General features: G+C 66.2%; 11 protein-coding genes. 7 read left to right on the top strand and 4 right to left on the bottom strand.

Translation table 11 applies throughout. From position 1 onward, the window contains the following. Positions 1-15 precede the first annotated feature (15 nt). The 7 genes from cobS to AC13C7_RS12075 all read left to right on the top strand — a co-directional run bounded on the left by cobS (position 16) and on the right by AC13C7_RS12075 (position 6,954). Complete coding sequence (gene cobS, locus AC13C7_RS12105) at positions 16-987, top strand: cobaltochelatase subunit CobS (protein WP_172321348.1); 972 nt, start codon at positions 16-18, stop codon at positions 985-987. Between the two features lie 118 nt (positions 988-1,105). Then, on the top strand, positions 1,106-1,525 hold the full coding sequence (locus tag AC13C7_RS12100) for a thermonuclease family protein (protein ID WP_482867629.1): 420 nt from the start codon (positions 1,106-1,108) through the stop codon (positions 1,523-1,525). An 87-nt stretch (positions 1,526-1,612) separates the two neighbouring features. After that, a complete protein-coding gene (locus tag AC13C7_RS12095) occupies positions 1,613-2,281 on the top strand; it encodes a hypothetical protein (RefSeq protein WP_482867628.1) in 669 nt (222 codons plus the stop codon). A gap of 19 nt (positions 2,282-2,300) precedes the next feature. Then, positions 2,301-2,564 (top strand): hypothetical protein, encoded by a 264-nt coding sequence (locus tag AC13C7_RS12090; protein ID WP_474888595.1) that lies wholly within the window; start codon positions 2,301-2,303, stop codon positions 2,562-2,564. Between the two features lie 48 nt (positions 2,565-2,612). Next, on the top strand, positions 2,613-4,484 hold the full coding sequence (cobT, locus tag AC13C7_RS12085; RefSeq protein WP_482867627.1) for a cobaltochelatase subunit CobT: 1,872 nt from the start codon (positions 2,613-2,615) through the stop codon (positions 4,482-4,484). Between the two features lie 264 nt (positions 4,485-4,748). Continuing rightward, entirely contained in the window at positions 4,749-6,542 is a 1,794-nt protein-coding gene (locus AC13C7_RS12080) for an aminopeptidase P family protein (protein ID WP_482867626.1), read from the top strand. Positions 6,543-6,609: 67 nt separating this feature from the next. Further along, positions 6,610-6,954, top strand: a complete 345-nt coding sequence (locus tag AC13C7_RS12075; protein WP_172321389.1) for a DUF427 domain-containing protein — start codon at positions 6,610-6,612, stop codon at positions 6,952-6,954. A 27-nt stretch (positions 6,955-6,981) separates the two neighbouring features. Here the strand turns inward: AC13C7_RS12075 and AC13C7_RS12070 are convergent, their stop codons facing one another. The 4 genes from AC13C7_RS12070 to lpxC all read right to left on the bottom strand — a co-directional run bounded on the left by AC13C7_RS12070 (position 6,982) and on the right by lpxC (position 12,361). Further along, positions 6,982-8,634, bottom strand: a complete 1,653-nt coding sequence (locus tag AC13C7_RS12070; RefSeq protein ID WP_172321353.1) for a chloride channel protein — start codon at positions 8,632-8,634, stop codon at positions 6,982-6,984. 146 nt (positions 8,635-8,780) lie between these two features. After that, positions 8,781-10,442 (bottom strand): DNA repair protein RecN, encoded by a 1,662-nt coding sequence (gene recN, locus AC13C7_RS12065; protein WP_172321354.1) that lies wholly within the window; start codon positions 10,440-10,442, stop codon positions 8,781-8,783. Between the two features lie 28 nt (positions 10,443-10,470). Continuing rightward, positions 10,471-11,307 carry an outer membrane protein assembly factor BamD gene (locus tag AC13C7_RS12060; RefSeq protein WP_268879107.1) on the bottom strand — a complete coding sequence of 279 codons (837 nt, stop codon included), beginning with the start codon at positions 11,305-11,307 and terminating at the stop codon, positions 10,471-10,473. Between the two features lie 130 nt (positions 11,308-11,437). Beyond that, positions 11,438-12,361, bottom strand: a complete 924-nt coding sequence (lpxC, locus tag AC13C7_RS12055; RefSeq protein ID WP_482867625.1) for a UDP-3-O-acyl-N-acetylglucosamine deacetylase — start codon at positions 12,359-12,361, stop codon at positions 11,438-11,440. Positions 12,362-12,526 lie beyond the last annotated feature (165 nt).

The raw sequence follows: 12,526 nt of genomic DNA, 5'->3' as shown, positions 1-12,526 counted from the left end.
GAAGTTGAGGATAGCATGGACCAGACCCTGAAACCGACCGAAGATATCTCGGTCCGCGAGATGTTCGGCATCGACACCGAGATGAAGGTCAAGGGCTTTGCCGAGGCGCAGGAGCGTGTGCCGGATATCGACAGCACCTACAAATTCGACCCCGACACCACGCTGGCGATCCTCGCGGGCTTCTCCGCCAATCGCCGGGTGATGATCCAGGGCTATCACGGTACCGGCAAATCGACCCATATCGAACAGGTCGCAGCACGTCTGAACTGGCCGACGGTGCGGGTGAACCTGGACAGCCACATTTCCCGGATCGACCTGATCGGCAAGGACGCGATCAAGCTGCGCGACGGCAAGCAGGTGACCGAGTTTCACGAGGGCATCCTGCCCTGGGCGCTGCGCAACCCCGTTGCCATCGTCTTCGACGAATACGACGCGGGCCGCGCCGATGTGATGTTCGTGATCCAGCGGGTTCTGGAACATGACGGCAAGCTGACGCTGATGGACCAGAACGAGATCATCACGCCGAACCCGTGTTTCCGCCTCTTCGCCACGGCAAACACCGTGGGCCTTGGCGACACGACCGGGCTTTATCACGGGGTGCAGCAGATCAACCAGGCGCAGATGGACCGCTGGAGCCTTGTGGCGACGCTGAACTACCTCAGCCACGACGCGGAAACCGCCATCGTGCTGGCCAAGAACCCGCATTACAACACCGAGAAGGGCCGCCGTCAGATCAGCCAGATGGTGACCGTCGCCGACCTGACGCGCACCGCCTTCATGAATGGCGAGCTGTCGACGGTGATGAGCCCCCGGACCGTGATCAACTGGGCACAGAACGCCGAGATCTTCCGCAACCTGGGCTATGCCTTCCGTCTCAGCTTCCTCAACAAATGCGACGAGTTGGAGCGCCAGACCGTGGCCGAATTCTACCAGCGCTGCTTTGACGAGGAACTGCCCGAAAGTGCGGCCTCGATGAGCATGGGGTAACTTCCCGCCTGGCACCGTGATCCGAATGGGTCGGGGGTCTCCTCCGGCCCATTTTCGTTAACCCTGCGCGCCCGTTGAGCATTCCCTTCCGGGCGCGGGTCGTGTTAACGATTTGTTCATGATTTACCCCAGGCTCGCCTTTTTGTCCCTGCTCTTGCTGCTCTCCTGCAACGCCGTGCCCGAACCCGAGCCCACCTGTCGCGTTACCCGCGTGATCGACGGCGACACGGTCGACATGGCCTGTGGCGGCAGCGCCCCGTTCCGCGCCCGGCTGATCGGGTTCGACACGCCCGAGACATACGAGCCGCGCTGCGCCGCCGAGGCCGATCTGGGCCGGCAGGCCACCGACCGTCTTCGGGGCATGGTCGCCACGGCGCGCGCCACGCAGGCCGATCTGGATGGCGAGGACCGCTACGGGCGGCGGCTGGTCCGGCTAGGCATCGACGGGCGGGATGTGGGCGACGGGCTGATCGCCGAGGGGCTGGCGGTTCCCTACACAGGCGGGCGGCGGATCGACTGGTGCGACCGGCTGGGGTGAGGCGGGCGCAAGTTCAGGCTTAATCCTGAACCCATTCCGGGGTAGTCTGGCGCTATTCTTCGAGCCCTTTCACCACAGGATATTTCCATGCACCGCACCTTTCTTGCCCTGTCCTTCGCCCTCGCCTCGCCGCTTGCCGCGCAGGACTTGACCGCGCCCGAGGCCGACCTGCTGCCGCGCGTCATCGACAGTCTGTGCATCGACCTGGTCGAGGCGCATAACGGCTGCGAACAGGTCTATCTCATCGCCAATTCGCAGGAACCCGACACCGCCGACCTGATCATCCTGACCGACCGCCGCACCGATCCCGGTGGCGAACCGCTCGCCGTCATTCGCCAGATCGCCTTCAACGGTGCGATGTGGGGCATGTCGCCCTCGCTGGAGGCGGGCGAGGATGGCACGCTGCTGCTCAACTCGGAACAGACCGGCATCGGGCGGCACCCGTGGCTGCAAACCCTCAGGATCGCCTATCTGGACGAGGACACGGGTTTCGCCGGCTTCGCGATCATCGGCTATCACTACACCACCTATGACCGGATGTCGGCGGCGGGCTTTACCTGCGATTTCGACATGGGCAACGGGCAAGTCCGGATGGAAACCTCGATCATGAACCCCGAGACCGAGCAGACGGAGACCACGGAGGAGGAATATGACCTCGTGCCGGCCCGAATGCCGCTGCATCTGTGGCAGGCGTTTCAGGAGTCGCCGGGCCCGTGCGGTGACGGGGTGTCACGGTTCTTCGAGTCGCAATTCTAAGGGGATCCCCGTCATCAAAATGCTGTTTCTGATCGCCGCCCTCAGCGTCTTCCCGCAAGCCTGCCGCGCCGAGGATCCGCGCATCGCCGAGGCCGAAGCCATCGCCGAGGAGACCTGCGCCTGCGGGCATCTGGTCTGCGCATTCGAGGCCGGAGGCGAATTCATCGAGTCCCGCGGACTGGAGCAGGAGGATTACGAAAACCTCTCGCAAGACGAGATCGACCGCTTCACCGCGGCCTATGACGCCGCCAGCCTCTGCATCCGCCGCCAGATCCTGGAATAGGGGCGAATCCGCTTTTCTTCACGGGGGCCGCGGCCTAGATTGGAGCCCATGAAAAAGCCGACCGACAACCCTGCCGACCCGTTCAAGAAGGCGCTCGCGGAAACCACCCGCGTGATGGCCGACGACCCCGATCTTGGGGTCACCTATTCGGTCGATCCGCCGGGGCAGACGGGCGATTCCGTGCGCCTGCCGCAGATCAGCCGCCGCATGACCCGCGAAGAGGTTCTGCTGGCGCGCGGCACGGCGGATGCCTATGCGCTGCGCCACCGCTATCACGATGCAGGGACGGCGGCGCGCTATGCCGCGCAGGGCCAGATGGCGCGCGACCTGATGGACGCGATGGAAACCGCCCGCTGCGAGGCCGTGGGCGCGCGCGACATGCCGGGCACGGCCAAGAATATCGACGCCAAGATCGGAAATGAGGCGCGCCGCAAGGGCTATGGCGAGATCTCCCAGGCCGCCGATGCACCGCTGGCCACGGCCGCGGGCTACCTGATCCGCCACCTCGCCACCGGCCGCGACCTGCCGCCCGAGGCCGCCAACGTGATGGAGCTGTGGCGCGGCTTCATCGAGGATCGCTGCGGCGACACGCTGGAAAACCTGGGCGACGTGCTGGCCGATCAGACCGCCTTTGCCAAGTTCAGCCGTCAACTGGTCGAGGATCTCGGCTATGGCGACCAGTTGGGCGACGATCCCGACGATCTGGACCAGGAGGGCGAGGACGAGGCCGAACCCGATGACGACGATCCCGACAGCACCGGCGAGGCCGAGGAGGATCAGGACGAGCAGGCCGATGCCAACCCCGAACAGTCCCAGGAAGAGCAACAGGATGCCAGCCAGGCCAGCGTCGAGATGGACGATGCGGGCGACATGGAAGAGGCCGAGGAAACCGAGTTGCCCGAAGGCGAATCCCCGCAGGAGCCGCCGCCCCCCGCGCCCCATTCCGAGGCGGATGAGAATTACCAGGTCTACACCACCGAACATGACGAGGAGATCGCCGCCGAGGACCTGGCCGAGCCGCAGGAACTGGAACGGTTGCGCGCCTATCTCGATCAGCAGCTTGAACCGCTGAAAGGCGCGGTCAGCCGCTTGGCGAACAAGCTGCAGCGCCGCCTTCAGGCGCAACAGAACCGAAGCTGGTCCTTCGATCAGGAGGAAGGGATACTGGACGCCGGACGCCTCGCGCGCGTCGTGGCGAACCCGACGACTCCGCTCTCCTTCAAGGTCGAACAGGATACCGAGTTCCGCGATACCGTGGTGACGCTGCTTCTGGACAATTCCGGCTCGATGCGCGGGCGGCCGATCTCGATCGCCGCGATCTGCGCCGATGTTCTGGCCCGCACGCTGGAACGCTGCGGCGTCAAGGTCGAGGTCCTGGGCTTCACCACCCGCGCCTGGAAGGGCGGGCGGAGCCGCGAGGAATGGCTGGCCGGGGGCCGCGCGCAGCAGCCCGGACGCCTCAACGATCTGCGCCACATCATCTACAAGAAGGCAGACGCCCCGATGCGGCGCACCCGCGACAATCTGGGCCTGATGATGAAAGAGGGGCTCCTCAAGGAGAACATCGACGGTGAGGCGCTGGAATGGGCACATCGCCGGATGCTGGCGCGGCAAGAGCAGCGCAAGATCCTGATGGTGATCTCGGACGGCGCACCGGTCGACGATTCCACGCTCTCGGTCAATGCCTCGAATTTCCTGGAGAAACACCTGCGCGACGTGATCGCCATGGTCGAGAAACGCAAGGCGGTGGAACTGCTCGCCATCGGCATCGGCCATGACGTGACGCGCTATTACGACCGCGCCGTGACGATCACGGATGTGGAACAACTGGCCGGTGCGATGACGGAACAGCTTGCCTCGCTCTTCGACAGCGACCCGCGCGCGCGGGCCCGCGTGATGGGGATCAAGCGCGCCTCATAGGGCGTGGGTGGCGGCTACGCCCTGTCCGACGGAGCAACCTGAGTGTCCCGGGCGCAGCTCCCTCCTTCTTTGTTCCGAAAATATCCCCGCCGGAGGCTCCAACCGCATTTCCAGGCGATGGCGTTCGTGCATCCAGATGCCGCCCGGTGCGATCACGACTATTCCGCCGCCCCGGGGCACGAAAACCCGCGCGGAGGGGCATTGCATCCCGCCCGCCTTCTGGTGTCTCTTGCGCGGGGCCGATCCAAGCAAGAGGTGCCGCCGATGTTCCAGTCCTTCACCGAAGCCACATCCCCCGATCAGGGCCCGCCCCGGCTGGCCGCCCTGCGCCGCGTGCTGGCGCAAGACGGGCTGGACGGTTTCCTTGTCCCGCGCGCCGACCGGCACCAGGGCGAATATGTGGCGGGGCGCGATGAGCGGCTGGCCTGGCTGACCGGCTTCACCGGCTCCGCGGGGTTCTGCGCGGTGCTGGCGGAAAAGGCGGCTATCTTCATCGACGGGCGCTACAAGGTGCAGGTGAAATCGCAGGTGGCAAGCGACTTTACCCCGGTGAACTGGCCCGAGACCAAGCTGGAGGATTGGCTGGTCGAGGCGCTGCCGAATGGCGGTGCCGTTGGCTTCGATCCGTGGCTGCACACCAGCGCCGAGATCGAGCGGATGGAAAAAGCGCTGAAGCCCGCGCAGATCACCCTGCGCCCGGTCTCCAACAAGATCGACGCGATCTGGGACGACCAGCCGCCCGCCCCCGAGGCCCCCGCCTATGCCTATCCGCCCGAGATCGCGGGCAAGACCTCGGGCGAGAAGCGCGAGGAGATTGCCGGGGCATTGCGCGATGCCGGGCAGAGTGCCGCCGTGCTGACCCTGCCCGACAGCATCGCCTGGCTCCTGAACATCCGCGGCGGCGACCTGCCGCATCTTCCCGTCACTCAGGCGTTCGCGATCCTGCATGCCGACGCCCGCGTCAGCCTGTTCTCGGACCCCGAGAAATTCGACGACCTCGGCCCCGATCCCTCCATCGACCTTGCGCGTTGGGACGCATTCACCTCCGCGCTGGAAAGCCTCACCGGACCCGTCCGCGTCGATCCCGCCACCGCGCCACATCAGGTCAAGCTGATCCTGGACGGCGCGGGCGTCGAGATCGCCAAGGGCGACGATCCCTGCATCCTGCCCAAGGCCCGCAAGACCGAGGCCGAGATTACGGCGACGAAAGCCGCCCATATCCGCGATGGTGTCGCCATGGCGCGGTTCCTGCACTGGCTGGACGACACCGCGCCGGGGGGCGGCCTGACCGAGATCGACTGCGCCCGGAAACTCGAAGCCTTCCGCGAGGAGACCGGCGCGCTGCGCGACATCTCTTTCGACACGATCTCGGCCGCCGGGGCCCATGCCGCCCTGCCGCATTACCGCGTCAGCGAGGCATCGAACGCGATGCTTACCCCCGGCGAGGTCTATCTTGTCGATAGCGGCGGGCAGTATCTGGACGGCACCACCGACATCACCCGCACGATTGCCATCGGTGAGCCATCAGAGGAGGTCAGATCCGCCTTCACGCAAGTGTTGCGCGGCATGATCGCCATTCACCGGCTGCGCTTTCCCAAGGGGCTGGCGGGGCAGCATCTGGATGCCTTCGCCCGCGCGCCGCTTTGGGCCGCGGGGCGCGATTTCGACCATGGCACCGGGCATGGCGTCGGCGTGTTCCTGTCGGTCCATGAAGGCCCGCAACGCCTGTCGCGCATCTCGAAGGTCGTGCTGGAACCCGGCATGATCCTGTCGAATGAGCCGGGCTATTACCGCGAGGGGCATTTCGGCATCCGCATCGAGAACCTGATCGTCGTGCGCACGGCAGACCCCGTGGAGGGTGGCGATGACCGACCCATGCTGAATTTCGAGACGATCACCTGGGCGCCCATCGACCGGCGGCTGATCGACGCCACCGCGCTCGACCCAGTTGAAACGGACTGGATTGACGGGTATCACGCACAGGTTGCCGCAAAAATCGGGCCGCACCTGCCGCCCGATACGGCAAACTGGCTGAAACACGCAACCGCCCCGTTGTGACACCTGCCTGTCACGACAATAGGCGAGGATTTGCGTTATCCGAACAGGGACGAGAGGAATGAAAGACATGACCACCGAGATCACCATCCGGCCCGCGTCCGGCACCTGGACCGTGCGCGCAGGCGGCGCCGTCCTTGGCGAAACCACCAATGCGCTAGAACTGGTCGAGGGCGATCTGCCCGCCGTCTATTACTTTCCCCGCGCCGATATCGGCATGGCGTTCCTCGATGCCAGCGACACGCGCAGCCATTGTCCGCACAAGGGCGATGCCAGCTATTTCTCGATCGTGACCAAGAGCCAGGTGCTGAAGGACGCCGCCTGGAGCTACGAGGATCCCAAACCCGAGGTTGCCGAGATCGCCGGCCATCTGGCGTTCTATTCCACCGACCAGGTGACGGTGGAGAAGATCTAGGGCGCGATCCGTCTTGCACCGGTGTGTTCACCGATGCTCCTCCGCCGCCGTTGCCGCAAGGGCGCGGTTATAGGCCTTGAGCGCATCGACCTGGTAAAGCGCGCCCTCCAGCACGGGCGGCGCGTTGCCGGGGGCCAGTGTGACGACGGGGATGAAATCCAGCCCGGCGCTTTCGAACACCGGCATGGCGCGTTCCAGCGTGGCCTGCCGGTCGATATATTGCCCCTGCTCGATCAGCGTCAGCAGCGCCTCCTGTGACGCCGTGTTGTCGCCGTCTACGGGCCGCATCACGTTGCCGACGCGAAACATCGACAGGAGATACGCCTGCGGTCCGGCGGCCAGGTGGATATTGCGCCGCTCAAGCTGCGTCAGGAAGTAGGAGCGATGCACCATCCGGCTGGCCAACGCGGTGGAGAGCGAGACCGAGACCATCACCGCCAGCCCGGTCTGCCAGTCGCCGGTCAGCTCGAACACGATCAGCGTGGTGGAGATCGGCGCGCCGAGCACCGCCGCCGCGACCGCCCCCATGCCGGCCAGCGCATAGAGCGTCTCGGACCCTGACACATCGGGGAAAATGCCCGTCGCGATCATGCCGAAGGCCAGCCCGGTCAGCGCCCCGATCATCAGCGAGGGCGAGAACACCCCGCCCCCCATCCGGCCCGCGAAGGTGATGGCAACGGCGATGACCTTGACTATGGCGAAGATGATCGCCTCATGCAGCAGAAGTTGTCCGGTCAGTGCATCCGAGGTCGTCTCATACCCCACCCCGATGATATGGTGAAAGACAATCGCGATGCCGCCAAGCAGGACACCGGCCAGCGCGGGGCGCAGCCAGCGCGGCATGCCGGTGCGCCGTTGCAGATCATTGCCGATATCCTCGGCCCAGAAGGTCGCCCGCATGAAGACGGCGGCCACGACGCCCGCGACCAGGCCCAGGATCAGGAAGGCCGGAAGCTCCCAGTAAAACTCCAGCGCGCTGTCCGACCCGAGGCTGAACTCGGTCACGTCGCCGAACTCCAGCCGGTTGATGACGGTGCCCGCGACCGAGGCGATGACGATGGGCGCGAAGGCGTTGATGGCGAAATGGCGCAACACCACCTCCAGCGCGAAAAGCGCGCCCGCAATCGGCGCGTTGAACGAGGCCGAGACGGCGGAGGCCACGGCGCAGCCCATCAGGTCGCGGCCCGTGATGCCATTGGCGTTGATCTTGTCCGACACATAGGTCGAGATCACGGCGGCCAGGTGGACCACCGGCCCCTCCCGCCCCGACGACCCACCGGAACTGAGCGTGATCAGCGAGGCCGCCGCCGAGGCCCAACCTTCGCGTTTCTCGACCCGGCCATCGGCCAGCGCCGCGCCCTCGATCACGTCGGCCACGGTGCGCACACGGCCATCGGGGGTGAACCAATGCAGGATGAGGCCGACCACCAGCCCGCCGATCACAGGCAGCATCCAGATCCAGTACCAGGGCAGCCCGGCGGCGAAACTGTGCAGAAGCTGCGTGTCATCGACCCCGTAAAGCGTGGATTGCAGCCACTCGATCCCGCGCCGAAAGAAGAGCGCGGCAAAGCCTGCGGCGATGCCCACCATCAGCGCGATGAACCAAAATTGCACCTGCCCCGGACCGCGCTCGCGCAGCACGCGCCAACTGCGGCGGGCGGCGGAAACGGCGTCTGCCATGGTGCTGGTCAGAAAGGACGGCCGGTCCTGGCTCAATCGGGGTCGCGTCCTCTGGCGCGGTCTGTCCAAGGGGTTCCGTCAAGGCTAGCGGGTTTTACCGGGGCTGCCTATCGGGTGCGGCCCGAAAATCCTGCCCCAAGGCGGATTTAGCCCGTGGCCGCGGCCGGGAGCAGCGCCTTGGCCGCCGCGCGCGCGGCCTCGGTCACGGTATCGCCCGACAGCATCCGCGCCACCTCATCGACGCGCGCGGAGGCATCCAGAGGCACCACGCGCGACAGCGTCATGCCCCCCGAGACCGCCTTTTCCACCCGCCAGTGATGCGCGCCAAGGGCGGCCACCTGCGGCGAATGGGTGACGACCAGCACCTGGCCATCCTCTGCCAGCGCTTTCAGCCTGCGCCCGACCGCATCCGCCGTGGCCCCGCCGACGCCGCGGTCGATCTCGTCGAAGATCATGGTGAGGCCCGTCGCCCGTTCGCTCAGACAGACCTTCATGGCCAGCAGGAAGCGCGACAGTTCCCCACCCGAGGCGATGCGGTTGAGCGGCCCGGAAGGCGCGCCGGGATTGGTGGCGACGGTGAAGGTCACGGCGTCGGTGCCGGTGGGGCCCGGCGCGTCTTGCGTGATCTGGGTCGAGAACACGGCGCGGTCCATCTTGAGCGGCGCAAGCTCGGCCATGATGCGTTTGTCGAGCGTTCCGGCGGCGGCCTTGCGCGCCGCGCTCAACGCTTCTGCCGCATGTGCGTAGGCCGCATCCGCCGCCTCCAGATCACGGCGCAAACCCCCGATCTGCTTGTCAGATCCGTCCAGCGCCTCCAGCCGCGCGCGCAGATCACCCGCGAAGGCCCCCAGATCGTCCGGGGCCACGTCATGCTTGCGGGCCAATGCGCGCAGCGCGAAGAGGCGTTCCTCGGTCTCTTCCAGCTCATGCGGATTGAAGGACAGCGCATCGGCAAAGCGTTCGGCCCCCTGCTGCGCCTCATCCAGTTCGACCATCGCGCGTTCCAGCGCCGCCATGGCCGCGTCCAGGCCGCCCTCGGCGCGGTCGGCCAGCCCGTCGAGCCAGCGCAGCGCGTCGCCCATGGCGCCCTCTGCCCCCTGGCTGCCAAGCGCCTCGATCGCGCGGGCGAGGTCGGCGCGCATCTTCTCGGCGCCCTGCATCAGGCGGCGGCGGGTATCCAGCGCCTCCTCCTCGCCGGGTTCGGGTGCCAGCGCGTCCAGTTCCGCCACCGCATGGCGCAGGAAATCCTCCTCGGCGCGCATCTCGGCCAGCCGCTCCTGTGCCGCTTGCAGCGCCGTCCTCGCCTGCGACCGTGCCCGCCAAGCAGCCGCGACCTGGCCCCGCGCCTCACCAAGCTGGCCATAATCATCCAGCATCGCGCGATGGCCCTTGGGATCCAGCAGACCGCGGTCATCCTGTTGCCCGTGCAGTTCAACCAGCGTGTCGGACAATTGCCGCAGCACATCGCCCGAGGCGCGGCGGTCATTGACCCAGGCCGTCTTGCGCCCGGCGCCCGTGTTGACACGGCGCAGGATCAGTTCCTCGCCGCTTGGCAACCCTGCCTCGGCCAGCACGCCATGCGCGGGGTGATCGGGGGAGAGGTCGAAGACCGCCTCGACCTCACCCTGCTCGGCCCCGCTGCGCACCAGATCGGCCCGCCCGCGCCAGCCGAGGACGAAGCCGAGCGAGTCGAGCAGGATCGACTTGCCCGCGCCGGTTTCCCCCGTCAGCACGTTGAGACCCGGCTGGAACGCCAGGTCCAGCCGGTCGATGATCAGCATGTCGCGAATGGTGAGGCTGCGCAGCATCCCCTGTCCCTTGATCGGGGGCCCCGGCCTAGAGCCAGGCCCCGCGCACGGTCTGTTGCCAGATCTCGCGCAGCCAGCTTTCGCCCGCTGCCTCCGGTGCCAGGTCCTGGTCGGTCAGCAGGCGGAAGGCATCGTCATAGAAGGGCGAGGCCTGGAAGTTGTAGCCCAGGATGGCGCCCGCGGTCTGCGCCTCGTTTGTCAGGCCAAGCGCGAGGTAGGATTCGACCAGCCGCAGCAACGCCTCGGGCGTATGGCTGGTGGTCTGGAACTCCTCGACCACGACGCGGAAGCGGTTGATCGCGGCGGCGTAGTTCTGACGGCGCAGGTAGTAGCGCCCGATCTCCATCTCCTTGCCCGCAAGATGGTCGAAGGCGAGGTCGAATTTCAGGATCGCCGAGGCGGCATATTCGCTGTCGGGATATTGTTCGATCACGACGCGCAGCGCCTGCAAGGCCTGGAAAGTGATCCCCTGGTCGCGACCGACCTGGTCGATCTGGTCGTAATAGGACAGCGCCAGCAGATATTGCGCATAGGCCGCATCCTCGGTGCCGGGGTAGAAATCGAGATAGCGCTGCGCCGAGGCGCGCGAGTTCTCGTAATCGCGGTCCTGATGATAGGCCATCGTCGCCATGATCAGCGCCCGGCTGGCCCATTCGGAATAGGGGTGCAGGCGTTCGACCTCGATGAACAGTTCCGCCGCGCGGTCGGGGTTGCCCGCCTCAAGCTGCGCTTCGGCCTGCTGGTAGATCGGCTCCGCCTCCAGCTCCTCAAGCGCGATCTCGCGGTTGCGTTCGCGCGCGCCGGAACAGGCGGCCAAGGCCAGAATGAGGGTCAGGGCAAGGCCCGTCTTCCCCGATCTCAGCAAAAAAGCCCCGCCTTTCATCGCCTGCAACCCCATGCGTCAAATACAGCAGGCTTTCACGCCCGCCCTGTCTGGTATCGGTCCTAGCACATTAATTCTGAGGGCAAAACGCCTGAATCGCGTGGGCTGGCGCTCAGGCAACAGCGGCCAGGTCCTGCGGGTGCAGGTTGACGCCGGGAAGGCGCGCCCTTTGACCGGCATCGCATTCCACCAGACGCCAGGCACCGGGCGTCGCGAAGAGCTTGCGCAGAAGCTGGTTGGTCAGCATGTGACCGGCCCGCGTGCCCTCATATTCGGCCAAAAGGGGTGCCCCCGCCAGCGCCAGATCGCCAAGCGCGTCCAGCATCTTGTGACGCACCGGTTCATCCACGTGGCGCAGCCCGCCGGGGCTGGTGATGGCGTCGCCGTCGAACACCACCGCGTTTTCGCCCGGCACGCCGCCAAGCGCCAGCCCGCTGGCCTGCATCGCATCGACATCGGCCTGACGGCAGAAGGTGCGGCTGTCGCAGAGCTCGCGCACGAAATGACCGTTGGAGAGGTCGAGCTCGCGCGCCTGGCGGCCAATCGCGGCGTCGGGAAAGTCGATCTCGAACCGGATCTTGAGGCCGTCGGAAGGCTTGAGCGTCGCCACCGCATCGCCGGAGCGCACCGTCACCGGCGTCAGCACCTCGATCGCGTGGATCGCGGCACCTTGATCCTGCACGCCGCGCGCAAGGAAGCCGCGCACGAAATGCGCCGAGGAGCCATCCATGATCGGCACTTCCGGCCCGTCGATCTCGATCATCGCATTATGGATGCCGCATCCGGCCAGTGCCGCCATGACATGTTCGACGGTCGAGACCTCGACGCCCGCCTCGTTGCGCAGTTTGGTACATAGCTGGCTTGGCGGAACCATGTCGTAGCGGGCGGGGATCAGCGTGTCGCCATTCTCGATTTCGGTGCGGCGGAACCAGATGCCGAAGGAGGCGGCGGCGGGATGCACCGTCATGCGCACAGGACGCCCGGAATGGAGGCCCATCCCGGTGAACTGAACGGAAGATCTGAGTGTTGCCTGCACGGGGGAACCCTGCCTGTCATTTCCTGAACCTGGGGACAGAGGGGTGCCATTCGGCCTGCCTGATCTGTCCCGGCGCATCTGCAATCTGTCCCGCAGAGGGCGCTGATCGTGAAATAGCCCCCGCGGGAATTAATCTCAATTCAACCTTTGTGACGTGCTGCAACA

This window comes from Alterinioella sp. B-7, from assembly GCF_056857775.1.
Note: the sequence above shows the minus strand (reverse complement) of the source record. Positions and strands in the feature narration are given on the sequence as shown.

Bases quoted from the DNA above. Each gene is read 5' to 3' on its own strand.
- cobT (WP_482867627.1), top strand. From the start codon at position 2,613: ATGAAAAAGCCGACCGACAACCCTGCCGACCCGTTCAAGAAGGCGCTC.
- AC13C7_RS12100 (WP_482867629.1), top strand. From the start codon at position 1,106: ATGATTTACCCCAGGCTCGCCTTTTTGTCCCTGCTCTTGCTGCTCTCC.
- AC13C7_RS12075 (WP_172321389.1), top strand. From the start codon at position 6,610: ATGACCACCGAGATCACCATCCGGCCCGCGTCCGGCACCTGGACCGTG.
- cobS (WP_172321348.1), top strand. From the start codon at position 16: ATGGACCAGACCCTGAAACCGACCGAAGATATCTCGGTCCGCGAGATG.
- recN (WP_172321354.1), bottom strand. From the start codon at position 10,442: ATGCTGCGCAGCCTCACCATTCGCGACATGCTGATCATCGACCGGCTG.
- AC13C7_RS12095 (WP_482867628.1), top strand. From the start codon at position 1,613: ATGCACCGCACCTTTCTTGCCCTGTCCTTCGCCCTCGCCTCGCCGCTT.
- AC13C7_RS12090 (WP_474888595.1), top strand. From the start codon at position 2,301: ATGCTGTTTCTGATCGCCGCCCTCAGCGTCTTCCCGCAAGCCTGCCGC.
- AC13C7_RS12070 (WP_172321353.1), bottom strand. From the start codon at position 8,634: ATGGCAGACGCCGTTTCCGCCGCCCGCCGCAGTTGGCGCGTGCTGCGC.
- AC13C7_RS12080 (WP_482867626.1), top strand. From the start codon at position 4,749: ATGTTCCAGTCCTTCACCGAAGCCACATCCCCCGATCAGGGCCCGCCC.